The organism is Novosphingobium sp. SG754, from assembly GCF_013149315.1.
GTDB classification, from domain to species: domain Bacteria; phylum Pseudomonadota; class Alphaproteobacteria; order Sphingomonadales; family Sphingomonadaceae; genus Novosphingobium; species Novosphingobium capsulatum.
In genome coordinates this window covers 368639-391960 of the sequence record NZ_JABGCC010000003.1, presented here as the reverse complement: position 1 = coordinate 391960, position 23322 = coordinate 368639, and the positions used below count along the sequence as shown (strand labels likewise).

The 23322-nt window shown below is 66.5% G+C and carries 18 protein-coding genes; 6 read left to right on the top strand and 12 right to left on the bottom strand.

What is annotated here, in order from left to right:
- Positions 1–3: 3 nt before the first annotated feature.
- Positions 4–2208: a glycoside hydrolase family 3 protein gene (locus FHW97_RS09730; RefSeq protein WP_171798814.1), complete on the bottom strand. Its 2205-nt coding sequence runs from the start codon at positions 2206–2208 to the stop codon at positions 4–6.
- An 89-nt stretch (positions 2209–2297) separates the two neighbouring features.
- The gene (locus FHW97_RS09725; protein WP_171796923.1) at positions 2298–4778 is read right to left on the bottom strand and encodes a TonB-dependent receptor; all 2481 of its coding nucleotides are present in this window, start codon (positions 4776–4778) and stop codon (positions 2298–2300) included.
- Positions 4779–5199: 421 nt separating this feature from the next.
- Here FHW97_RS09725 and FHW97_RS09720 point away from each other — a divergent pair, with 421 nt between their 5' ends.
- Positions 5200–6192 carry a LacI family DNA-binding transcriptional regulator gene (locus tag FHW97_RS09720; protein ID WP_054131384.1) on the top strand — a complete coding sequence of 331 codons (993 nt, stop codon included), beginning with the start codon at positions 5200–5202 and terminating at the stop codon, positions 6190–6192.
- 30 nt (positions 6193–6222) lie between these two features.
- On the opposite strand, the gene katG is transcribed toward FHW97_RS09720, so the two are convergent.
- The 3 genes from katG to FHW97_RS09705 form a co-directional block, all read right to left on the bottom strand.
- Positions 6223–8442 carry a catalase/peroxidase HPI gene (katG, locus tag FHW97_RS09715; protein WP_171798813.1) on the bottom strand — a complete coding sequence of 740 codons (2220 nt, stop codon included), beginning with the start codon at positions 8440–8442 and terminating at the stop codon, positions 6223–6225.
- Between the two features lie 111 nt (positions 8443–8553).
- Positions 8554–9261, bottom strand: coding sequence for an alpha/beta fold hydrolase (locus FHW97_RS09710; protein ID WP_171798812.1), 708 nt, complete (start codon positions 9259–9261; stop codon positions 8554–8556).
- Positions 9262–9392: 131 nt separating this feature from the next.
- Positions 9393–10238, bottom strand: a complete 846-nt coding sequence (locus tag FHW97_RS09705) for a LysR family transcriptional regulator (RefSeq protein WP_168352318.1) — start codon at positions 10236–10238, stop codon at positions 9393–9395.
- 104 nt (positions 10239–10342) lie between these two features.
- Here FHW97_RS09705 and FHW97_RS09700 point away from each other — a divergent pair, with 104 nt between their 5' ends.
- The 5 genes from FHW97_RS09700 to FHW97_RS09680 are packed head-to-tail and all read left to right on the top strand — an operon-like array spanning position 10343 to position 16253.
- Complete coding sequence (locus FHW97_RS09700) at positions 10343–11509, top strand: isovaleryl-CoA dehydrogenase (RefSeq protein ID WP_171798811.1); 1167 nt, start codon at positions 10343–10345, stop codon at positions 11507–11509.
- Positions 11506–13107, top strand: coding sequence for a carboxyl transferase domain-containing protein (locus FHW97_RS09695; RefSeq protein ID WP_062784097.1), 1602 nt, complete (start codon positions 11506–11508; stop codon positions 13105–13107). Before FHW97_RS09700 ends, FHW97_RS09695 begins: the two co-directional genes overlap by 4 nt.
- Before the next feature lie 6 nt (positions 13108–13113).
- The gene (locus tag FHW97_RS09690) at positions 13114–14955 is read left to right on the top strand and encodes an acetyl/propionyl/methylcrotonyl-CoA carboxylase subunit alpha (protein WP_171798810.1); all 1842 of its coding nucleotides are present in this window, start codon (positions 13114–13116) and stop codon (positions 14953–14955) included.
- A 3-nt stretch (positions 14956–14958) separates the two neighbouring features.
- Positions 14959–15411, top strand: a complete 453-nt coding sequence (locus FHW97_RS09685) for a MaoC family dehydratase (protein WP_171798809.1) — start codon at positions 14959–14961, stop codon at positions 15409–15411.
- The gene (locus tag FHW97_RS09680; protein WP_171798808.1) at positions 15408–16253 is read left to right on the top strand and encodes a CoA ester lyase; all 846 of its coding nucleotides are present in this window, start codon (positions 15408–15410) and stop codon (positions 16251–16253) included. The genes FHW97_RS09685 and FHW97_RS09680 overlap by 4 nt, the downstream gene beginning before the upstream one ends.
- A gap of 21 nt (positions 16254–16274) precedes the next feature.
- On the opposite strand, the gene FHW97_RS09675 is transcribed toward FHW97_RS09680, so the two are convergent.
- The 7 genes from FHW97_RS09675 to FHW97_RS09645 all read right to left on the bottom strand — a co-directional run bounded on the left by FHW97_RS09675 (position 16275) and on the right by FHW97_RS09645 (position 23299).
- A complete protein-coding gene (locus FHW97_RS09675; protein WP_107715334.1) occupies positions 16275–17030 on the bottom strand; it encodes a DUF4019 domain-containing protein in 756 nt (251 codons plus the stop codon).
- 103 nt (positions 17031–17133) lie between these two features.
- On the bottom strand, positions 17134–18111 hold the full coding sequence (locus FHW97_RS09670) for a nitronate monooxygenase family protein (RefSeq protein WP_169048359.1): 978 nt from the start codon (positions 18109–18111) through the stop codon (positions 17134–17136).
- A gap of 86 nt (positions 18112–18197) precedes the next feature.
- Complete coding sequence (locus tag FHW97_RS09665; RefSeq protein ID WP_168352311.1) at positions 18198–18983, bottom strand: enoyl-CoA hydratase/isomerase family protein; 786 nt, start codon at positions 18981–18983, stop codon at positions 18198–18200.
- Positions 18980–20077 carry a phosphotransferase family protein gene (locus FHW97_RS09660; RefSeq protein ID WP_168352310.1) on the bottom strand — a complete coding sequence of 366 codons (1098 nt, stop codon included), beginning with the start codon at positions 20075–20077 and terminating at the stop codon, positions 18980–18982. The genes FHW97_RS09665 and FHW97_RS09660 overlap by 4 nt, the downstream gene beginning before the upstream one ends.
- Complete coding sequence (locus FHW97_RS09655) at positions 20067–21260, bottom strand: acyl-CoA dehydrogenase family protein (protein WP_171798807.1); 1194 nt, start codon at positions 21258–21260, stop codon at positions 20067–20069. The genes FHW97_RS09660 and FHW97_RS09655 overlap by 11 nt, the downstream gene beginning before the upstream one ends.
- 38 nt (positions 21261–21298) lie before the next feature.
- Positions 21299–22066 carry an SDR family NAD(P)-dependent oxidoreductase gene (locus tag FHW97_RS09650; protein ID WP_171798806.1) on the bottom strand — a complete coding sequence of 256 codons (768 nt, stop codon included), beginning with the start codon at positions 22064–22066 and terminating at the stop codon, positions 21299–21301.
- A gap of 99 nt (positions 22067–22165) precedes the next feature.
- Positions 22166–23299 (bottom strand): acyl-CoA dehydrogenase family protein, encoded by a 1134-nt coding sequence (locus tag FHW97_RS09645; RefSeq protein WP_171798805.1) that lies wholly within the window; start codon positions 23297–23299, stop codon positions 22166–22168.
- Between the last annotated feature and the right edge of the window lie 23 nt (positions 23300–23322).

The window sequence follows — 23322 nt, the reverse complement described above, 5'->3', positions numbered from 1 at the left end:
GCCCTAATCCTTCCAACTGCGTGCCGGCAGCTTGACCGTAACCACTTGCCCCAGATCAGCCGCGTTGCGCCCCAGGGCAAAGCCATAGTCGCCGGCCGGCATCGTCCAGCGCCCATCCTTCCAATCGGCCAGCAGGCGTGGATCGAAGGTTACCGTGGCGCTTTGGCTCGCGCCCGCTGCCAGGCTCATCCGCTTGAAGCCGACCAGGCGTTGCAGCGGCTGGCCATTGCGACGCACGAGATAGACCTGGCCCACGTCATCGCCGGCGCGCTGACCGGTATTGGCTAGGGTAAAGCTGGCAGACATTCCCGAAACTTTCAGGTCGCGCGCGGCAAAGCTGGTGTAGCTCAGGCCAAAGCCGAACGGAAACAGCGGCTTGTATCCCTTGCGGGCAAACCAGCGATAGCCCACGTCAGACCCTTCGATGTCATAATCGGCGTGCAGCTGGTCCTTGCCTGGGGCCGGATCTCCCCCGAAATTGGGCTCCACCCAATCCGCGCCATCCAGCTTGGGCCGGGGCAACTGATCCAGGCTGGCAGGAAACGTGACGGGCAGGCGCCCGCCCGGATTGGTATCGCCGAACAGGACCGAGGCGATCGCCTCGCCGCCACGCGCGCCGGGATACCAGGCCTCCACCACGCCAGCCACCTTGTCGAGCCAGGGCATCATCACCGGGCCGCCGGTTTCCAGCACCACGATGGTGTTGGGATTGGCTGCCGCCACGGCGGCGATCAGCGCATCCTGGCCATCGGGCAGCGACAGGTCGGGCTGGTCGGCCCCTTCGGTGCGCCATTCGGTGGCGAACACGATCGCCACCTCAGCCTGGCGCGCCTTGGCCACGGCATCGGCGATATAGCGCCCGTCGCGGAACGTGATGGTGGCCTTGGGCGCCAGGGCCTGGATCGCCTTGAGCGGGCTGGAGCGATGATAGCTTTGCTGCATCAGCGCGGCAAACGGCCCGTCTCCGCCAAGCGAGCGGGTGGCGGCCGGGCCTCCTTCGCCCATGACCAGGCTCGAGCCCGAGCCGGCCAGCACGCCGCTGTCGGCATAGCCGCCGATCACTGCGATGGAGGCGGCCGTCTTGGCCAGCGGCAGCGCGCCCTTGTTCTTGAGCAGCACGATGCCCTGCCGCGCGACGTCTTCGGCCACCTGGGCATGGGCGGCAAAATCGATCGCGCCGCCGGGCTGGGCCGGATGCTTGTCGATGCCGGTGGCATAGATCGCGGTCAGCACGCGGCGGTTCATGTCATCGAGGCGGGCGGCATAGGCCTTGTCCGCCCCTGCCTTGGCCTTGAGCACGTCGGCAAAATAGAGCGCCTTGTCCAGCTCTGCGCCGGATTGCTGATCCAGCCCGCCCAGCGCCGCTTCGACCCCGGGCACCGCGCCCCAGTCGGACATGACGAAGCCCTTGTAGCCCCAAGAACCCTTGAGCACCTTGTTGAGCGCCCAGTCGCTGGCGCAGGCCTGCGCCCCACCAATGCGGTTGTAGGCACACATCACCGCGCCAGGCTGGCCCTTTTCGATGCCGATCTGAAACGCCAGCAGATCGCTTTCCCGCGCCGCGCCCTCGGCAATCTTGACATCGACATACTTGCGCCCGGTTTCCTGGCCGTTGAGCGCGAAGTGCTTGATCGTCGAAATGATGTGGTTCGACTGGATACCGGCAATCGCCGCGCCCACCAGGTCGCCCGACAGCAGCGGGTCTTCCGCCAGGTATTCGAACGTGCGGCCATTGCGCGGATCGCGCATCAGGTTGACGCCGCCAGCCAGCAGCACGTTGAAGCCCTTGGCCCGCGCCTCTGCCCCGATCATCGCCCCGCCGCGATAGAGCAGATCAGGGTTCCAGCTTGCCGCCTGGGCCAGGCCCGATGGCAGGGCGGTGGCGCCATCCTTGCGCAAGCCGCCCACCCAGGCAACGCCCAGGCTGGCATCGGTTTCGGTCAAGGCCGGCACGCCCAGTCGCGGAATCCCGGCAACATAGCCAGCGCCGAAAATCGCGCCTGACGGGATCTTGGCCCCCGGCAGGAACGGCAGCGGCATCACGCCGTGGGTGAGGACCACCTTGTCGTCGGCGCTCATCTTGGCAAGCGTGGCGTCGGCGCGGGCCTGCGCGGCGGCCAGGTCGACAGCCGGGGCCTGCTGGGCGCGGGCACCGCTGCCAAGCGCCAGGGCGGCGCAGCCGAGCACGAAGGGCAAATGGCGTTTCATCGCTGGGATCCTTGCTGGAACGAAAAAGAAAAAAGCGGGCCGCACGCACGCACCAGGCGGCGCGCGGCCCGCAGCAGGGTAGACCGGTGTTAGAACTTGACCCCGGCGCGCACGCCGAAGGTGCGCGGGTCGCTCATCGTCAGGCTGGTGGCGTTGCCAGTCACCAGCGAAACCTTGTTCTCGATGTTCTTGATGAAGGCCGAGGCATACCAGGTGTCGTTGGGGGCATTGTAGGTCAGGCTCGCCTGGGTGCGCGAGCGCGACGGCGTCCACAGCTTGAGCCAGTAAGACCCGGTATCGCCAAACACCGTCACCGAATAGGCCGACGAATAGCGCGAATAGACCGAAGCGACGACATTGCCCGAACCGACCGGCACGGTGTAGTTCACCCCGCCATAAATGACGGTGGCGGGGGTGCGATCAAGCTTTTGCCCGGCATAGTTGATGGCGCAGGTGCCGTTGACCACGCCCGAGGGGCAGAACTGGGTATAATGCCCATCGGTAAGATCGACGCCGAGCGTGAGGTTGAGATCGCGCATCGGGAAGAACTGCGTCTCGAATTCCCAGCCCAGCACGCGCGCCTTGCCCGCATTGGTCGTCACGGTCTGGTTGGCGCCATTGATCGGGATCACCGCGCTCAGCTGCATGTTCTTGTAATCATACAGGAACAGGTTGGTGTCGATCTTCATCCACGGCGCGACGCGGCCACGGAAGCCCAGTTCATAGTCGGTCAGGGTTTCCGGCTCGTAATAGATGGCATGCTGATCGCCATACTTGAGCGAACCGGGCGTTGCCCCCGGCGTGGAATAATCGCAGCGTTCCCCTTGCGAGGTGACCAACGACTGGCCAGCGCCGCCGGTGGAGCAGCCATCGCCAAAGCCGCCAACCTTGTAGCCGGTGGCGATCGAGCCATAGAGCAGCCCGCCCAGCACATCGGCGTCAAAACCCAGGCGCCAGGTGACCTTGCGGCCCTTGACCGAGGCATCGTTGACATAGCTGCGCCCGCTGCCCACGGTCGGCCCGCCCGGCGCTGCGGGCGTGTTGGGATCGATGGAATACTGCCCGCCCACCAGCGGCTGGCCGCCCAGCGTGTTGAGGTGCACGGTGTGGCCATAGCGCGAGAGATCGTCGGCGGTATAGCGAATGCCCGCCGTGACGCGCAGCGCATCGGTCACCTTGTAGGTGCCCTGGGTGAACGCGCCCTTGGTGGACGAGATCGTGTGCTGCGGGAAGCCGTAGATGAACGTGTTGCCAAACGCGAAGGGCACCAGGTTGTAGATGAAGAACGCGATCCGCGATTCTTCGCGGAAGTAATAGAGGCCGCCCTGGATCTTGAGCGGGCCATCGCCGCTCGACGCCAGGCGCAACTCGTGGCTCTGCTGCGTGTAATCGCCGTTGAACGTGCCGGGCAGGTTGACGCCACCCGAAAGCACGTTGCTGTTTTCCTTGGCTTCGTATTGGCGGATCGAGCCAAGGTACGTCGCCTTCACGCCGCCGAAATCATAGTTGAACTCGCCGTCGAGATTATAGGCGATGTCATGCACGTTGGGCTTGAACGAAGACTGATCCCCGCCGCCATACTGGTGCGCCGACAGCCCCGAGGTATAGGTCTGGCCATCGACCGGGTTCACATAGGTGAGCGGCGCGTTGAAATTGGCGCTGGCGAGCGGCGTGGTGAGCGACTGGCGGGTATCGCCGATCGGTGCCCACACGGCAAAGCGCCCGCCGCTGGGATTGTTGCCAACCTGATAGAAATTGCTGAACGGCACCGAGGAATCGCGTGATCCGGTCAGCCGTGAATAGCCGCCGCGCAGCAGCAGTTCGCCGCGATCGCCCAGCTTGAACAGGCCTTGCAGGCGGGCGGAAATATTGGTGCGGAACTTGTTGTTGTAATTGGGATCATTCGCCACGCCCTTGACGAAATTGTCGCGCGTGTCGAAATTGAGCGAGAGGCGGAACGCGGCCCAGTCGTTGACCGGCAGGTTGAAGGCCGCGTCGGCGTTATAGGCGTTGTAATTGCCCACGCCGGCATTGGCTTCCACGCTGGCCCGCTCGAAATTGGGGCGCTTGGTGATCACGTTGATCACGCCGGCCGTGGTATTACGGCCATAGAGCGTGCCCTGCGGCCCTTTGAGCACTTCGACGTGGTCCACGTCCATGAAGCTCACGTCGGCCTGCTGCGGCCGCGCCAGATAGACGCCATCGGCCAGGAAGGCGGCCGAAGGGTTGCCCTTTTCGGTGCCGTCGGTGCTGGTCACGCCGCGAATGGTGATCTGCAGGCCATTGGTGCGGTCGATCGACAGGCCAGGCACCTGGTCGCCCAGCGCGGTAGGGTTGGTCACGCCCTTGGAACGCAGGCCATCGCCGGTGATCGCGGTCAGCGCGATCGGCGTTTTCGACAGCAGCGTCTTGTCGCGCGTGGCAGTAACGACAATATCGGGCATCGACACATCGTCGCTGGCGGTCTTGGCCGCATCCTGCGCCGGTGCGGGTGCGGGCGTGCTCTGGGCATAGGCTGGCGCGGCCAGGGCCACCGCCGAAATCAGGCATGCTGTCTGGATCAGCTTCATGTCTTCCCTCCCTTTTTGTTCCCGCGTGCACGTGCGCCGCGGGTAGTGCTCCCGTTCGCGGCCACGCCCTGCCTGGCTTGCGCGCGTGGCGCAGACAGGCACTGCCCGGGCAATGGCCGCATGCCGAAATGGGGAAGAAGCGGGCCGCAACGGCCCAGCGCCCGAAGCCATGCTTCGAACCGCAATCGATATCCTCTCCATCGGCGGCAAGTTTTCGATCTTGCTTAGCCATGGTTTGAAATGAATCAGTCAGCGCTGTCAAGACTGCGCTGTCAGAATTTCGCGTGACCTGCCGAAAGAAATAGCCATAATGGTTGACATGGAGAGGCACCCGTCGGCCAAAACGCCACAATCCCCATCTAACCCCGCCGCCCTTGCCGGCCCCCCTTCCCGCCCCGCTGGCGCCAAGGAACGCGCCACGATGGAGGACGTGGCCCGGCTCGCCGGGGTCTCGCTCAAAAGCGTGTCGCGCGTGGTTAACCGCGAGCCGCATGTGTCAGACGGCCTGCGCGCCAAGGTGGAGGCCGCGATCGCCGCGCTGGCCTTCGTGCCCGATGCGGCGGCGCGATCGCTGGCAGGATCGCGCACTTTCATCGTCGGGCTGCTGTTCGACAACCCGAGTCCCAACTACACCATCAAGATCCAGTCAGGCGTTTATCGGGCCTGTGTCGAGCAGCAGTACCACCTGCGCATCGACAACATCGCCTCAGACCTGCCCCGCGCCGAGGTGGAGGCCCAGCTTGACGCGATCGTGCGCAACAGCCGCTGCGACGGGTTCATCCTCACCCCGCCGCTGACCGACAACGTCCAGGTCCTGGCCTTTCTCGAGCGGCGCGGCGTCCGCTATGCCCGCATCGCGCCCAACAGCGAGCTGGGCCGCTCTCCCTGCGTGGCGATCGACGATGCCGCCGCCGGTGCGCTGGTCGCCCGCCACCTCTGGGCGCTGGGCCATCGCCGCCTGGGCGTGGTCACCGGCCCGCCCCTGCACCGCGCCGGCGATCGGCGCCGCACTGGTTTCCTGGCAGCCATCCGCCAGCTCGATCCCGATCTGGTGGTGGCAGAGGCCGATGGCCTGTTCTCGTTCGAAAGCGGCATCGCCGCCGGCATGGACTTGCTGGCACGCGACCCGCGTCCCACCGCGATCTTTGCTACCAACGATGATTCCGCCGCCGGGGTCATGGTCGCCTGCGCCCGCGCCGGGCTGCGCGTGCCGCACGATATCTCGCTGTGCGGGTTCGATGACAGCTGGGTGGCCAAGTCGGTCTGGCCCTATCTCACCACGATTTACCAGCCGATCGAGGAAATGGGCTATGCGGCAGCGAGCCTGCTGCTCGATCGCGGAGAGACCGGCGATCGCCAGGTCATGCTCGATTTTCACCTGGTAGAGCGGGATTCACTGGCGCCGCCACCCTGAGGCAGCGGCACCAGCAAACCAGGCACGTGATCAATCGAGCAAGTCGAAGCGGTCTGCGTTCATCACCTTGGTCCAGGCGGCGATGAAATCGTCCACGAACTTGTCTTCTGCGTCCAGCCCGGCATAGACCTCGCACACCCCGCGCAGCTGGGCATTGGCCCCGAACACGAGGTCGACGCGCGTGGCCGTCCAGCGCGCCGCGCCGCTGGCGCGATCCTTGCCCACGTAGGTTTCAGCCCCGTCGCCGGCCGGCGCCCAGGCGGTGGCCATGTCGAGCAGGTTGACCACGAAATCGTTGGTCAACTGGCCCGGCCGCGTGGTCAGCACGCCATGCGCCGCGCCGCCATGGTTGGCACCCAGCACGCGCAGCCCGGCGACCAGAACGGTCATTTCCGCCACGCCTAGGCCCAGCAACTGCGCCCGGTCGATCAGCAGTTCCTCGGCGTTCACATCGGTCGGCCCGGCCAGATAGTTGCGGAAGCCATCGGCATGCGGCTCCAGCCAGGCAAAGCTTTCGGCGTCGGTCTGTTCCACCGTGGCATCGGTGCGGCCCGGGGTGAACGGCACATCCACCGTGCGGCCAGCAGCCTTGGCGGCCAATTCGATGCCCACGCCACCGCCCAGCACGATCAAATCGGCCAGCGACACCTTCTTGCCACCACTGGCCGCGCCATCGAACTGCGCCTTGATGCCGGCATAGACGTCCAGCACGCGCGCCAGCTTCTCTGGCTCGTTCACCGCCCAATGGCGCTGCGGCTCCAGCGCGATGCGCGCGCCATTGGCGCCGCCGCGCCGGTCCGATCCGCGATAGGTGGCCGCAGAAGCCCAGGCCGTGCCGACGAGTTCGGCAACAGACAATCCCGCCCCGGCGATCACGGTCTTGAGCGTGGCCACATCGGCCGCATCGATCAGGGGATAATCGCGCGTGGGAATGGGATCTTGCCAGATCAGGTCTTCGGCCGGCACCTCTGGCCCCAGATAGCGCGCCTTGGGCCCCATGTCGCGGTGGGTCAGCTTGAACCAAGCGCGGGCAAAGCTGTCGGCAAAATAGGCCGGATCGGCACGGAAACGGTCCATCACCGCGCGATAGGCCGGATCGACCTTCATCGCCATGTCGGCCGTGGTCATCATCGTGGGCACCTTGACGCCCGGCGTATGCGCCTTGGGGGCCAGGGTCTCTTCGGGGTTGCCCACCGGTTGCCACTGGTGCGCGCCGGCCGGGCTGCGCACCAGTTCGTATTCGTGGTCGAGCAGCATGTCGAAATAGGTCATGTCCCACTGCGTGGGCGTGGGCGTCCACGATCCCTCGATGCCCGAGGTGATCGTGTCATCGCCCATCCCGGTGCCGTGGGTAGAGGTCCAGCCAAAGCCCATCTGGGCAATGTCGGCCCCTTCGGGCGCGGCCCCCACCAGTGCGGCATCGCCGCCGCCATGGGCCTTGCCAAAGGTGTGCCCGCCGGCGGTGAGCGCGGCGGTTTCGGTATCGTCCATACCCATGCGATGGAAGGTTTCGCGAATGTCGCGCGCCGAGGCCATGGGATCGGGCACGCCGCCCGGTCCTTCGGGGTTCACATAGATCAGCCCCATCTGGATCGCGGCGAGCGGACCCTCGATCTTGAGGCCGGCCTCCTCGTCGATCCGGGTCTGGTTGTGCGGGTCACCCACCCAGGTTTCTTCCATGCCCCAGAACACATCGAGGGCCGGTTCGTGAATATCCTCGCGGCCGCCGCCAAAGCCGAAGATCGGACCGCCCATCGACTCGATCGCAACATTGCCGGCCATGATGAACAGGTCAGCCCAGCTCAGCGCCGCGCCATACTTGCGCTTGATCGGCCAGAGCAGGCGCCGTGCCTTGTCGAGATTGCCGTTGTCGGGCCAGGAATTGAGCGGGGCGAACCGCTGCGATCCCGATGACGAACCGCCACGCCCGTCACCACTGCGATAGCTGCCGGCCGAATGCCAGGCCATGCGGATGAAGAACGGACCATAATGGCCGTAGTCGGCCGGCCACCACGATTGGCTGTCGGTCATCAGGGCATGCAGATCGGCCTTCACCGCCGCATAATCCAGCCCCTTGAACGCGGCGCGATAATCGAACCCTTGCGGATAGGGGCTGGCCGATTGGCCATGCTGCGCCAGGATCGCCAGCGGCAGGGCCTTGGGCCACCAGTCCTGGTTCGTCCGTCCCAACAGGGGCCGCTTTTTGCCCTCGCCGCCGCCCATCGGGCACTTCGTCGTTACCGCATCCATGTCACTCTCCATTGCTTGGCCGAATCCGGTATCGGCCGTGAGCAGGACGCGACGATCCTGTCATGAAGCCATGACAGGAAAAAGCGCCTCTTGGTTCACTGCGCACATGTTTCAGAGGCTTGCAGCCGTCGCGCGCACGGCGTCGAGGATAACGCCCGCCACCGCCTCGGGCTGCGACAGCAGGCTCAGGTGCCCCGCCGCCACTTCGCTGGTCTGCGCGTTCATCGCTGCAGCCAGTTCGCGCTCCAGCGCCACGCTGACAATGCGATCCTGCGCGGAAACGATGTACCAGGTCGGGCGGGTTTCCCACGCGGCCTGCTCCACCTTGTCGCCAAAGGTACCGGCGGCGAGCGGCGGCTGCGTGGCGCAGAGCACGCGCGCCTCGGTCTCGGGCAGGTCCTGCGCCACGTCCTCGATCCAGCCTGCCGCGCTCAGCGTCAGGAAACCGACGCCATCGTCGATGATCTTGCCCAGTGCCGGCGGGGCTTCGTGGCGGCCGACCTGGTCGCCCACGGTTTCACCGGCCTTGGGCGCGAATGCGGCGACATAGACCAGCGCCTTGACCTTGGGATCGTTGCCGGCCTGGGTGATCACCGCCCCGCCCCAGCTATGCCCGACCAGCACCACTGGCCCGGTAACCGTGGCCAGCGTGCGAGCGGTGGCGGCCACGTCATCGGCCAGCGAGGTCGTCGGGTTCTGCACCGCCACCACCGGCACGTCGGCCGCGAGCAACAGGGGAATGACGCGCTGCCAGCTCGATCCATCGGCCCAGGCGCCATGGACGAGAACGACGGTCGGCGTGGTGGGGGACGCGGTCATGATGGTTGGCTCCGATCAGGAGAGAGGGATGCCCGCAGGCCTGCAATGTTTTGCAAAACCACGCGTGCCGACAAACCCCCGATCGGGTGAATCTCAACGCCCCAACCGGGGCTTGGGCTGACGGCCCCAGATCATGCCCAGCTGGCGGCCAGCCGGCCCCAACTTGCCACCAGTGCCGGGTCCAGCGCCTGGCCGCCGCCCACCAGGCCCAGCCGGCGGCGGAAATCATAGCCGGCCAGCGGCACCGCCACCACGCCATCGCCGGCCAGGCTCACCGGCCCGGTGGTCACCGCCAGCCCTTGCCGCACCAGATCCATGCAGCGTTCCTCGTTAGCGCTGCGCAGCAGGAAATGCGGCCGCACGCCCTGGGCGGTGAAGAAGCGGCTGGTTTCGCCCAAGATTTCGCAGCTGCGCCGCGCCACCATGACATCGGCCGCCAGGTCCAGCGCGCTGACCATGGTGCGCGCGGCCAGCGCGTGGCCCTGCGGCAGCAACATGGCATAGCTTTCTTCCACCACCGCTCCTTCCGCTGGCGCGCCATGCAGCAGGGTGAGAATGGCATCGAGTTGCCCTTCGCCCAGGCGGCGGCGCAGATCGGCATCGCTGCCTTCCAGCAGCACCAGCGGGCGCGTGCCCTGCATATCGTGCGCCAGTTGCACCAGCGCCCGGCCGGGCAAGGAGGCCAACACGCCCAGGCGCAGCGGCGCGGCCACCGGGGCCAGGTCCTGCGCCGGGGTTTCAGCCAGGCGAAACTCCCGCTCGATCGTGCGGGCATGGGCGAGCAGCCGCGTGCCCGCCGCCGTCAGGCGGATCTGCTTGCGATCGCGCATCAGCAAGGGCGCCCCCACCAGCCGCTCCAGTTCGGCCAGGCCGGCCGACAGCGTCGGCTGGCTCAGGTTCAGCCGCCGCGCAGCCGCGCTGATACCGCCGGTTTCGACGATGGCCAGGAACTGGCGCAGGTGGTTGCGTTTCAACATAGGTTTTTTCTATGTAAATCCGCTGCGAAAATCAATTTCCTGCGCAGCCAGCGGCGCGGTATCATGGCCACAGAAAACAGTGGGCGGGAAGAGGAGACAAAGCCGTGCGTGCAACCCCCGAACTCGATTTCGGCCTGGACGAAAACGCCCAGATGATCCGCGAGGCCGCCGGCCGCTTTGCCGACGAGCAGATCGCGCCGCTGGCCGCCGCGATCGACGCCGAAGACCGCTTCCCCCGCGAATTGTGGGAGCCGATGGGCGCGCTCGGCCTGCATGGCGTGACCGTGGAGGAGGAATTCGGCGGGTTGGGCCTGGGCTATCTCCACCATGTCATCGCGGTGGAAGAAGTCAGCCGCGCATCGGGCGCAGTGGGCCTGTCCTATGGCGCGCATTCCAACCTGTGCGTCAACCAGATCCGCCGCTGGGGCAATCCCGCGCAAAAGGCCAAGTACTTGCCCAAGCTGGTATCGGGCGAACACGTTGGCAGCCTGGCGATGTCGGAAGCCGGCGCCGGTTCGGATGTTGTGGCGATGAAGCTGCGTGCCGATGCAGTCGATGGTGGCTTCCGCCTTAACGGCACCAAGTTCTGGATCACCAACGGTACGTATGCCGATACCCTGGTGGTTTATGCCAAGACCGCGCCCGATGCCGGCGCCAAGGGCATTACCGCGTTTCTGATCGAGCGCGGCATGCCCGGTTTCTCGATCGGGCAAAAGATCGACAAGATGGGCCTGCGCGGCAGCCCCACCTGCGAGTTGGTGTTCGAGGATTGCTTCGTGCCGTCCGAAAACGTCATGGGGCCCGTCAATGGGGGCGTCGGCGTGCTGATGAGCGGCCTGGATTACGAGCGCGTCGTGCTGGCGGGCATGCAGATCGGCATCATGCAGGCCTGCCTCGACACGGTGATCCCCTATGTGCGCGAACGCCAGCAGTTCGGCAAGGTGATCGGCACGTTCCAGCTGATGCAGGCCAAGGTGGCCGATATGTATGTCGCGCTGCAATCGGCGCGGGCCTATGTCTATACCGTGGCGCGCGCCTGCGATGCCGGGCAGACCACGCGGTTCGATGCCGCCGGCGCCATCCTGCTCGCCAGCGAAAGCGCATTTCGCGTCGCGGGCGAGGCGATCCAGGCGCTGGGCGGCGCCGGCTATACCAAGGATTGGCCGGTGGAACGCTATCTGCGCGATGCCAAGCTGCTCGATATCGGCGCGGGTACCAACGAAATCCGCCGCATGCTGATCGGCCGCGAACTGATTGGAATTAAGGGATGAGCGCGCCGGTCCTGCCCACCGCCATCGATCTGGCCAGCCCGGACGCGCAGGCGCGCGCCGCGCACAACCGCGCCCTGGCCGAAGACTTGCGCGCCCGCGTCGCCAAGGCAGCCCTGGGCGGCGATGAACGCGCACGCGCCCGCCACACCGCGCGGGGCAAGCTCTTGCCGCGTGACCGGGTAGAGCGGCTGCTCGATCCTGGCTCGCCATTTCTCGAAGTGGGCCAGCTGGCGGCCAATGGCCTCTATAACGATGAAGTGCCCGGCGCGGGCATCATCGCCGGGATTGGCCGCGTTTCCGGGCGGCAGTGCATGGTCTTTGCCAACGATGCCACGGTCAAGGGCGGCACCTATTTCCCGATGACGGTGAAAAAGCACCTGCGCGCCCAGGAAATCGCCCAGGAAAACCGCCTGCCCTGCGTCTATCTGGTGGATTCGGGGGGGGCCAACCTGCCCAACCAGGCAGAGGTGTTTCCCGATCGCGATCACTTCGGCCGGTTCTTCTACAACCAGGCGCGGATGAGCGCGGCCGGCATTGCCCAGATCGCCGCCGTGATGGGATCGTGCACCGCCGGCGGCGCCTATGTCCCGGCGATGAGCGACGAGACCGTGATCGTGAAGGACCAGGGCACGATCTTCCTGGCCGGCCCGCCGCTGGTGAAGGCTGCCACGGGCGAGGAAATCTCGGCCGAAGACCTCGGCGGCGGCGATCTCCACGCGCGCCAGTCGGGCGTGGTCGATCACCTTGCTGAAAACGACGAACATGCCCTGTCGATCGTGCGCGATATCGTCTCGCACCTAGGCGCGCCCGATCGCGCGCGGGTAGAACGCCGCGAGAGCCGCCCGCCGCTGCACGATCCGCAGGGGCTGTACGGCGTGATCCCGCAAGACGTGCGCGCGCCCTACGATGTGCGCGAAGTGATCGCGCGGATCGTCGATGGCAGCGAGTTTCACGAATTCAAGGCGCTGTTCGGCACCACGCTGGTCTGCGGCTTTGCCCACATCCACGGACTGCCGGTGGCAATCCTGGCCAACAACGGCGTGCTGTTTTCGCAGAGCGCGCAAAAGGGCGCGCATTTCATCGAGCTGGCGTGCCAGCGCGGCATCCCGCTGCTGTTTCTGCAGAACATCTCGGGCTTCATGGTCGGCGGCAAGTATGAAGCCGAAGGTATCGCCAAGCATGGCGCCAAGCTGGTGACGGCTGTCGCCACCGCGCAAGTGCCCAAGATCACCGTGCTGATCGGCGGCAGCTTTGGCGCGGGCAACTATGGGATGTGCGGGCGTGCCTATGGCCCACGCTTCCTGTTCACCTGGCCCAATGCGCGCATTTCGGTGATGGGCGGGGAACAGGCGGCCAGCGTGCTCGCCACCGTGCACCGCGACGCCGCGAGTTGGACGCCCGAGCAGGCCGAAGCGTTCAAGGCGCCGATCCGCCAGAAATACGAAGACGAAGGCAATCCCTATTACGCTACCGCCCGCCTGTGGGACGACGGCGTGATCGATCCGGTGCAGACCCGCGACGTGGTCGGCCTGGCGCTGGAAGCCTGCCTGGAAGCCCCCTTTGCCGATCGTCCGTCCTTCGGCGTGTTCCGGATGTAAGCGCGCATGATCCAATCCATCCTTATCGCCAACCGTGGCGAGATCGCCTGCCGGATCATCCGCACCGCCCGTCGCTTGGGCCTGCGCACGGTGGCCGTCTATTCGGAAGCAGACGCCCAGGCCATGCACGTGGCCCAAGCCGACCAGGCCGTGGCCATCGGCCCGGCGGCGGCGCGCGAATCCTATCTGGTGGGTGAAAAGATCATCGCCGCCGCGCTCGAAACCGGCGCCCAGGCGATCCATCCCGGCTATGGCTTCCTGTCGGAAAACGCCGCGTTTGCCCAGGCCGTGCTCGATGCCGGTCTGGTGTGGATCGGCCCGCCGCCGTCTGCCATTTCCGCCATGGGCCTCAAGGATGCGGCCAAGGCGCTGATGCAGCAGGCCGGCGTGCCGACCACGCCGGGTTATATGGGCGAAAACCAGGATGCCGAATTCCTGGCGGCCGAAGCAGCCAAGGTCGGCTATCCGGTCTTGATCAAGGCCGTGGCCGGCGGCGGCGGCAAGGGCATGCGCCTGGTCGAACAGCCGCAGGACTTTGCCGACGCGCTCGCCTCGTGCCAGCGCGAGGCGGCCGCCTCGTTCGGCAATGCCCATGTGCTGATCGAGAAATACATCCTCTCGCCCCGCCATATCGAAGTGCAGGTGTTCGGTGATGCGCACGGCAATGTGGTCCACCTGTTCGAACGCGATTGCTCGCTGCAACGCCGCCACCAGAAGGTGATCGAGGAAGCCCCCGCGCCGGGCATGGACGCAGCCACGCGCGACGCCGTGTGCCAGGCCGCCGTGCGCGCGGCGCAGGCCGTGGGTTACCAGGGCGCCGGCACGATCGAATTCATCGCCGATGGTTCGGAAGGCCTGCGCGCCGACCGCATCTGGTTCATGGAAATGAACACCCGGCTTCAGGTGGAACACCCGGTGACCGAGGCGATCACCGGCCAGGATCTGGTCGAATGGCAGATCCGCGTGGCCAGCGGCGAACCGCTGCCCCGCCGCCAGGACGAGCTTTCGATCCACGGCTGGGCGATGGAAGCGCGGCTCTATGCCGAAGATCCGGCCAAGGGCTTCCTGCCCTCGATCGGCCGGCTGGACCATCTGCAGTTCGGGATGGTTGAAGGCGGGCGCATCGATACCGGCGTGGCGCAGGGTGACACGATCAGCCCGTTCTACGATCCGATGGTCGCCAAAGTCATCGCCCATGGCCCCAGCCGCGAAGACGCACGCCAGCGCCTCGCCGCGATGCTCGACGAGACGGCCGTCTGGCCGGTGCGCACCAATGCCGCGTTCCTCGCGCGCCTGCTGCACCATCCGCAGTTTGTCGCCGGCGATGTCGATACCGGGCTGATCGGCCGCGACGGCGCCGCTCTGGCAGAGCCGCTTGCCCCCTCGGCAGCGGTCCTCGCCAAGGCCGCTGCGCGGCTCGTCGCGCCCAGCCTGGCGCCAGGCCTGCGCCTCAATGCCGCGCCCGTTCGCACCGGGCATTTCCTGCTCGATGGCGCGCCCATTGAAATCGCCTTCGCTGGCGCCGCCACCGCGCCGGCACCGTTCACCCTGGTCTGCGAACACGGGCAGGTGTGGCGGCTCGAACCCTGGCACCACAAACCGAGCGACGGCGCCACTGCCGGCGACGGCGCGATCCTGGCGCCCATGCCCGGCCGCGTCATCGCGGTGTCCGTCACGCAAGGGGAAACCGTTACCAAGGGCCAAAAGCTCTTGACCCTCGAAGCGATGAAGATGGAACACACGCTGGTTGCCCCGTTCGATGGCGTGGTCGACGCGCTCGAAACCCAGGCGGGCGCGCAAGTGCAAGTCGATGCGCTGCTGGCGCGCATCACCCAGCAGGACGATTGAACCATGACCGGGCGCTTTTTCGATGCATGGGCGGTGGGTGACCGGATCGAACATCCGATCCGCCGCACGGTGACCGAGACCGACAACCTGCTGTTTTCGTGCATGACACACAACCCCCAGCCGCTGCACCTTGATGCCGAGGCCGCGCGCGCCAGCGAGTTTGGCCAGATCCTCGTCAACGGCACGTTCACGTTCGCGCTGATGGTCGGGCTTTCGGTGGGCGAAACCACGCTCGGCACGCTGGTGGCAAACCTGGGCTATGACGCAGTGGTCATGCCCAAGCCGGTGTTCATCGGCGATACCTTGCACGCCACCAGCGAAGTGCTGGAACTGCGCCCCTCCCGCTCGCGCCCGGGCGCCGGCATCGTCACGTTCGCGCATGAACTGATCAACCAGCGCGGCGAAGTGGTGTGCCGCTGCACACGCAGCGCGCTCATCGCGGGAACGCCCGCGTGAAGCTGCGCTCCCTGCTGTTCGTACCGGCCGACCGGCCCGAACGCTTTTCAAAGGCAGCGGCGAGCGGCGCCGATGCGATGATCCTCGACCTGGAAGACTCGGTCGCGCTCGCCGCCAAGGATGGGGCACGCGACGCCGTCGCCGAGTATCTGGCCGGCCCGCGCCCATGCCCGGTCTTCGTGCGGATCAATCCGGCGGACAGTGGAATGGCCGCTGCCGATCTGGCGGCGGCGCTGCCCGGCCGACCCGACGGGATCATGCTGCCCAAGGCCGAAGGCGCGGAAACCGTCGGCACGCTTCTGGCCATGATGGGCGCGCAGGCTGTGCCGATCCTGCCGATTGCCACCGAAACGCCGGCCGCCGTGTTCGAACTGGGCAGCTATGGCGATGTGCGCGCGGCGCTGTGCGGCCTGACCTGGGGCGCGGAAGATCTGCCCGCCGCGATCGGCGCTGCCACCGCGCGCGAGGACGATGGCCGCTATACCCCGCCCTACGAACTGGTTCGCAGCCTGACGCTGTTCGGCGCGCACAAGGCCGGCGTGGCCGCAATCGAAACGGTCTTTCCCGCCCTGGCAGACCTCGACGGCCTGGCGCGCTATGCCGCGCGGGCCCGCCGCGATGGCTTTACCGGGATGATGGCGCTGCACCCCGCGCAAGTGCCGGTGATCAATCAGGCCTTCACCCCCACCCCGGCCGAGATCGACCACGCCCGCCGCGTCGTCGCGCTGTTCGCCGCCGATCCCGCGCTGGGCGTGGTGCAACTCGATGGCCGGATGATCGATCGCCCCCACCTCAAGCAGGCAGAGGCGATCCTGGCGCTGGCAGCGCGCAGCCAGCGGTAACGGAACCCTGGCGTGCTAGGTTCAGCCCACTGTCACGCCTGCCACCTGCCACGCGCCATCGACGTGTTCCAACGTGACCGTCTCCACCACCTCGCCCTTCTTCGCAAAGTGGCTACGGAATTTCACCACTTCATAGCCGTTAGGGGGTGCGGGCAGGTTCTGTTCGCTGAGCAGTTGGCGCGATTGCACCATGCCCAGGTCGGCATGGACCTTTTCCGAAACGTTCGCCCAGACCTGCTGCGTGTTGGCCTTGCGAAAACGCATCGTGGTCATGCGATAGGTCTGGGCCCAGTCGTGCTGGTCGGCAAGCTCGAGGAAACGGCGTGCCGTGGCGATAATCGCGGGATCGCTGGTTTCGACCGTGGCGGCGGGTTGCGGATCTGACGATGCATTCATCAGCGGCAGCGCCACAAGCGCGGCCAGTCCCATCAGCAATGACATGGCGATACTTCCTGTCTTGATCCAGCCGCGACGAGCCATTCGTCCGGCCAAGCCAGGCTGTTCCATATCGCCGGGGTGCGGGGCTTCCCCCAATTCGCTGTCCCCTGAATTTTTGGGGGGCTCTCCCTCGGCATCGAAAAGCAGCCGCGCCGCTTCCCGGCTGCTCGACACCGCAAGCTTGCGCCGTGCATCCCGCAGGCGCTCGTTGATCGTGTGCACCGAAAGATCGAGGCGGCAGGCGATCGATTTGGCATCGTGCCCGCGCACCATCAGACGCAACACCTGCCTTTCCTTTTCGGTCAGCGAGTCAACGGCGTGGGTGATCGGCGTGGTCATGGCCGGGCCACGACTATGGCAGGCGATCCGCGCCAACCACCCCTAAATTCTTGTATTGCCGTTCCCGCGTGCAACCAGCGGTGATCCGGGCGCGCGGAAAGGCTCAGGCGAGGAACCCGCCCAGCCGCCCACGGATGACGTCCTCGGCCTCGGCCACCATGCGGCTGAGCAGCTGCGCGCAAGTCGGGATATCGTGAATCAGGCCCTGCACCTGCCCGGCCCAGACCAGTCCGGCCTCGACATTGCCGGTTTCCAGCGCCTCGCGCCCCTTGGCGCCTGACACCAGCGGGCGGATATCCTCGAAAACCGCCTCGGGCCGGGCCGAGATTTCGACCACGCGATCAGACACTGGCGTTGCCGCGACGCGCCCGGTGTTGTGAAACCGGCGGAAGATCAGGCGTGTATCGCGCTCGCTGTTGGCCACCAGCAACTGCTTGATCGCATCGTGGATCGGCGCTTCCACCGTGGCGCAGAACCGCGTGCCCATGTTCACCCCTTCGGCGCCCAGCGCCAGCGCGGCAGCCAGCCCGCGCCCGTCGCCAATGCCGCCGCTGGCCAGCATCGGAATGCTGATCTGGTCGGCCGCAGCAGGGATCAGAATCAGGCCCGGGATATCATCCTCACCGGGGTGGCCCGCGCATTCAAAGCCATCGATGCTGATCACGTCCACGCCCATCTTCTGCGCAGAAACGGCATGGCGCACGGCGGTGCACTTGTGCAGCACGGTCACGCCGTGGCTTTTGAAATCCTCGATATGCTCGCGTGGGTTGTGCCCGGCGGTTTCCACGATCTTGACCCCGCTATCGATGATCGCGCGGCGATACTCCGCATAGGGCGGCGGGCTGACCGAGGGCAGGATCGTCAGGTTCACGCCAAACGGCTTGTCGGTCATGGTGCGGCAGCGGTCGATCTCGCGCCGCAGATCATCGGGCGTCGGCTGGGTCAGCGCGGTCAGGATGCCCAGCCCCCCGGCGTTGGATACCGCGCTCGCCAGTTCGGCGCGGCCCACCCACATCATTCCCCCCTGCACAATGGGGTGGGCAATGCCCAAAAGCTGCGTAATCCGGGTCTTGATCGCCATGATTGCACCTCACATCGAAACGGCACGGCCCAGCGCCGTCCCTAACGGGACGCGCCGTGGCCAGGATTGGGAAACGGGGCTGAACTTTAGGGCGTGAAGCGCGGCGGACGCCGTTCGGCAAATGCGGCAATGCCTTCGGCCGCTTCGGCCCCGGCGCCGGCATCGGCAATGCGCACCACTTCCAGGTCAAGCTGCGTGGCCAGGTCGTTCTGCATGCTGGCCGCGAGCAGGGCGCGCGCGCCGGCAATCGCGCCAACCGGCCCCTGGGCCAGGCGCTCGGCCACCGCCAGGCCTTCGTCGAGCAGCGTCTCTGCCGCCACCACGCGGGTCACCAGGCCGATCTGCGCGGCCTCCTCGGCGCCGATGCGGCGGTTGGTCAGGATGATCTCCTGCGCGCGGCGCAGGCCCACCACGCGCGGCAGGGTCCAGCTCATCCCGCCATCGGGCGTCAAGCCCACCATGCCATAAGCCGCGGTGAAATGCGCAGAGGGCGCGGCCAAGGCCACGTCGCCCAGGATCGCCAGGCTCAACCCGGCGCCGGCGGCCGGGCCATTGACCAGCGTGACCAGCGGCTTGCCCATGCGCGCCAGGGCCAGCACGGAACGATGCACCGAGCCGGCCAGGGCAAACAGGAACGCCGATGGCCCCTCGCTCGCGCGGCCGAACGAACCCACGTCACCGCCGCCGCAAAAGAGCTTGCCCGTCCCGGTCAGGACCACGCAGCGCACGCTGGCATCGCCCGCCACGCTCGCCACCACCTGCTCCAGCCGGGTGGCCGTGGGCATGTCGAGCGTGTTGCCCGCCGCCGGGCGATTGAGCGTCACGATCGCAACCGCGCCGCGGCGCTCCACCAGAACCAGATCGTCGCTCATGCGCAGGCCTCCATCGCTTCGCGCCCCAGCCGGGCCAGGCGCGGAAAGGCTTCCGCGCGCTGCGCCGCCTGGGCATTGGCCGCCGTGCCGCGCAGCACGCGGCCCTTGATGCCGTGAAAGATCGCCGCCAGCCGAAAGAACTGGAACGCGACATAGAAATCCCAATTGGCAATGCCCGCCCGCCCGGTGCGCGCGCAATAGCGGGCGATATAGTCCGCCTCGCTCGGCAGGCCGAGCGGCTGCGGATCGGCCCCACCCAGCCCGGCAACGATATCGCCCGGCATGCGATACATCATCGCATGATAAGCAAAATCAGCAAGCGGATGCCCCAGCGTCGAAAGCTCCCAGTCGAGCACGGCGAGCACGCGCGGCTCCGTCGGGTGAAAGATCATGTTGTCACAGCGGAAATCGCCATGGACCAGGGTGGTCGTGTCATCATCGGGAATGGCCGTGGGCAGCCAGGCGACCAGCGCATCCATGTCGGGATCGCGCCCCGCCAGTTCGTCTTCCAGGTATTGCCGGGTCCAGCGGCCAATCTGCCGGGCGAAATAGTTGCCGGGCTTGCCATAATCGCCCAGCCCCACAGCCACATGATCCACCCCGTGCAGGGCGGCGATCACCCGGTTCATCTCGTCGAAATAGGCAGCGCGCTCGTCCTTGGCCACTTCGGCAAAGCTCGCGTCCCAGAACACGCGGCCATCCACCATGTCCATCACATAGAACGCGCTGCCGATCACGGCATCGTCGTCACACACGCCCAGGATGCGCGCCACCGGCACATCGCTTCCCGCCAGGGCCTGCTGCACCCGCGCCTCGCGCAGCACGTCGTGCGCGCCCTTCAGCACGGTGCCCGGGGGCTTGCGCCGCAAGACATAGCGCGCCGCGGGCGTTTCCAGGCGATAGGTGGGGTTGGACTGGCCGCCGTTGAACTGCGCCACGCGCAGCGGCCCGGCAAAGCCCGCGACATGGGCGGAAAGCCACGCCGCCAGCGCCTGTTCGTCCAGCGCGGTCCGCACCGCACCGACGCCGGCATTGGCTTGGGCAATCTGCGCCGCATCAAGCTGCGCGGGCGGTGCCGATTGCTCAGTGCGCATGGGCCTGCTTCCAATCGCGCTTGATCTTCTTGGCCAGGCTCCACTTGTGCACTTCGGTCGGGCCATCATAGATGCGGAACGCGCGGATTTCGCGGAACACCTGCTCCACGATGGTCTTGTCGGTCACGCCGGTGCCGCCCATCACCTGGACGCAGCGATCGGCCACGCGCATCAACGCCTCTGACACTGCCACCTTGCTCATGCTGCTTTCGGCCGTGCCCAGGCTGCCGGTATCGAGCACGCTGGCGCACCAGTCGATCATCAATTCCGCCTGCTTCAGGTCGATCAAGTTTTCGGCCAGCATGAAGCCGACGCCCTCGTGATCGATCAGCGGCTTGCCAAAGGCCATGCGGCGGTTGGCATAGTCGCTGGCGATCTCGTTGGCGCGCTGGCAGGCGCCCAGCCAGCGCATGCAGTGCGACAGGCGCGCGGGCGAAAGGCGGATCTGGGCATATTTGAACCCTTCGCCCGCCTGGCCCAGCATCTGGTCGGCCGGCACGCGCAGATTGTCGATCGTGACCGTGGCATGGCCGCCCGGCATCGAGCTGTCGATCGTATTGGGCACATTATCGATGCGGATCGCCGGATCGGGCAGATCGACCAGGAACATGCAGGCCCCGCCCGCGCTGTCGGCCTCTTCCGATCGCGCCATGACAATGCCCACCTGCGCGCCATCGGCCCCGGTGATGAAGCACTTGGTGCCATTGATCACCCAGTGGTTGCCATCCTTGCGGCACATGGTGATCATCATCGACGGGTCAGACCCGGCGCCTTGCAGTTCGGCCGGCTCGGTCATGAAAAAGGCCGATCGCGCATGGCCTTCGACCATGGGCTTGAGGAAACGCTCGCGCAGCGCAGCGTCGCCCACTTTGCCCAGGAGGTACATATTGCCTTCATCAGGCGCGGCCGTGTTGCAGGCCAGCGGCCCCAGCGGCGAAAGACCGCTGGCGGCCAGCACCACCGCCGTCTCGCGCTGGGTCAGATGGCCGCCATCGGGCAGGATATGCGGGGTCAGCACGCCGGCCGCACGGGCCTTTTCACGCAGTTCATGCACCAGCGCATCGGTCGGCGCGCCGTGATGGTCGCGGCGCGGGTCTTGTTCATAGGGCGCGACCACCTCGCGCACAAAGGTTTCCACCTTGCGCGCCAGGTCTTGCGCCGCTGCCATGCCGATCCCGCTCATCACCCTCTCCTTGTGCTTTTGGTCTGGTGTCTGCGCGCTCAGCGCGGGGCCATGCGGATCGCGCCGTCGAGGCGGATAACCTCGCCATTGAGCATGGCATTGCCCACGATCGCTTCCACCAGCTTGGCATATTCGGCCGGCTGGCCCAGGCGGCTGGGGAACGGCACCTGCTGCCCCAGCGAATCCTGTGCATCCTGCGGCAGGCTGGCGAGCATCGGCGTCCAGAAGATGCCCGGCGCAATGGTGTTCACGCGAATGCCAAAGCGGGCCAGTTCACGCGCGATCGGCAGCGCCATGGCAGCCACGCCGCCCTTGCTGGCGGCATAGGCCGGCTGGCCGATCTGGCCATCGAACGCGGCAACGCTGGCAGTGTTGACGATCACCCCGCGCGCGCCATCGGCATCGAGCGGTTCAGCGTCAAAGATGCGCGCGGCAAACTTGGACAACACGTTGAACGTGCCGATCAGGTTGATGTTGATGATCTTGGCAAAATCAGCGAGCGGCAGCGGGCTGCCATCGCGGCTCAAGACTTTGGCTGGCGGGGCAATCCCTGCGCAGTTGACCAGGATGCGCGCCTTGCCGTGCACGGCTTCGGCCTGGGCGATAGCATCGCTCACCGATGCTTCATCGGTCACGTCCACCGTCTTGAACAGGCCGCCGATTTCGGCTGCCTTGGCCTCTCCGGCTGCCGCGTTGAGATCGAACAATGCCACCTTGGCACCGCGCGCGCTGAGCATTTCTGCTGTCGCGGCACCCAGGCCCGATGCGCCGCCGGTAACGATGGCCGCAAGGCCGTTGATATCCATGAACCTGTCTCCCGAACTCTGTCGATTTGCTGTTGTCTTTAGGATGCTTTGCCGCGCGGCCGCACTGGCCGAAACACTAGCGCGCCTATCCCGCCCCAGTCATCCAGCCAGGGCCCGTGCGATCACCATGCGCTGGATATCCGATGTGCCTTCATAGATCTGGCACACCCGCACATCGCGATAGATCTTGGCCACGCCGTATTCCTCGAGATAGCCATAGCCACCCAGCGTCTGGATCGCGCCGGAAACCACCGCCTCTGCGGTTTCAGAGGCGACCAGCTTGGCCATCGAGGCTTCCTGCAGGCAGGGTGCCCCGGTCTGTTTTACCGCAGCGGCGTGCAGCACCAGCTGGCGCGCCGCCTCCAGCCGCGCGGCCAGGTCGGCCAGGCGGTGGCCCACGGCCTGGTGGGCAATGATCGGCTGGCCAAAGCTTTTGCGATCCCTGGCATAGGCCACAGCGATGGCCAGCGCGGCGTCCGCCATGCCGATGCACTGCGCGGCAATGCCGATCCTCCCGGCCTCCAGGTTGGACAGCGCGATGCGATAGCCCTGCCCCGGCGCGCCCAGCACCATGTCATCGGGCACGAACACATCGTCGAACCGGATCGCGCAGGTATCGGATGCCCACTGCCCCAGCTTGTGCTCCACCTTGTCCACCACATAGCCCGGGCTGTCAGTCGGCACGAGAAAGGCGGTAATGCCCTTCTTGCCGGCGGCCGGGTCGCTGGCAGCAAACACGATCGCCACCTTGCCGATACGGCCATTGGAAATGAACTGCTTGGCGCCGTTGAGCGACCAGCCACCCTCCACCCGCGTGGCCCGCGTGCGCAGCGCCGACGCATCCGATCCGGCGTCGGCCTCGGTCAGGGCAAAGGCGCCCGTGGCGCGTCCGGCCACAAGATCGGGCAGGAAGCGTTCGCGCTGCGCGGCACTGCCATAGGCGAGGATGCCGGCCACGATCAGGCTGTTGTGGATCGAGACGATGGTTGAAAGCGCACCATCCCCGGCCGCGATCTCGATCAGCGCCAGGGCATAGGACACTGCATCGAGCCCCGCGCCGCCTTCGCTTTCCGGCGCGGTCATGCCCATCAGGCCCAGTTGTGCCATCTGCGCGAACAGGTCGGGGGGATAGCCACCCGCTTCCTCGAACGCGCGGGTGTGCGGGCGCAGCTGATCCTGGGCAAAGGCGCGGACCATGTCACGCACGGCGGTCTGGGTTTCGTCGAGAATCATGGATACTGACCGGACTATTGTTT

Coding starts and splice junctions, on each gene's coding strand:
- FHW97_RS09665 (WP_168352311.1), bottom strand. CDS start 18,983: ATGAGCGACGATCTGGTTCTGGTGGAGCGCCGCGGCGCGGTTGCGATC.
- FHW97_RS09660 (WP_168352310.1), bottom strand. CDS start 20,077: ATGCGCACTGAGCAATCGGCACCGCCCGCGCAGCTTGATGCGGCGCAG.
- FHW97_RS09695 (WP_062784097.1), top strand. CDS start 11,506: ATGAGCGCGCCGGTCCTGCCCACCGCCATCGATCTGGCCAGCCCGGAC.
- FHW97_RS09650 (WP_171798806.1), bottom strand. CDS start 22,066: ATGGATATCAACGGCCTTGCGGCCATCGTTACCGGCGGCGCATCGGGC.
- FHW97_RS09670 (WP_169048359.1), bottom strand. CDS start 18,111: ATGGCGATCAAGACCCGGATTACGCAGCTTTTGGGCATTGCCCACCCC.
- FHW97_RS09685 (WP_171798809.1), top strand. CDS start 14,959: ATGACCGGGCGCTTTTTCGATGCATGGGCGGTGGGTGACCGGATCGAA.
- FHW97_RS09705 (WP_168352318.1), bottom strand. CDS start 10,238: ATGTTGAAACGCAACCACCTGCGCCAGTTCCTGGCCATCGTCGAAACC.
- FHW97_RS09655 (WP_171798807.1), bottom strand. CDS start 21,260: ATGAGCGGGATCGGCATGGCAGCGGCGCAAGACCTGGCGCGCAAGGTG.
- FHW97_RS09720 (WP_054131384.1), top strand. CDS start 5,200: ATGGAGGACGTGGCCCGGCTCGCCGGGGTCTCGCTCAAAAGCGTGTCG.
- FHW97_RS09725 (WP_171796923.1), bottom strand. CDS start 4,778: ATGAAGCTGATCCAGACAGCATGCCTGATTTCGGCGGTGGCCCTGGCC.
- FHW97_RS09730 (WP_171798814.1), bottom strand. CDS start 2,208: ATGAAACGCCATTTGCCCTTCGTGCTCGGCTGCGCCGCCCTGGCGCTT.
- FHW97_RS09645 (WP_171798805.1), bottom strand. CDS start 23,299: ATGATTCTCGACGAAACCCAGACCGCCGTGCGTGACATGGTCCGCGCC.
- katG (WP_171798813.1), bottom strand. CDS start 8,442: ATGGATGCGGTAACGACGAAGTGCCCGATGGGCGGCGGCGAGGGCAAA.
- FHW97_RS09690 (WP_171798810.1), top strand. CDS start 13,114: ATGATCCAATCCATCCTTATCGCCAACCGTGGCGAGATCGCCTGCCGG.
- FHW97_RS09675 (WP_107715334.1), bottom strand. CDS start 17,030: ATGACCACGCCGATCACCCACGCCGTTGACTCGCTGACCGAAAAGGAA.
- FHW97_RS09710 (WP_171798812.1), bottom strand. CDS start 9,261: ATGACCGCGTCCCCCACCACGCCGACCGTCGTTCTCGTCCATGGCGCC.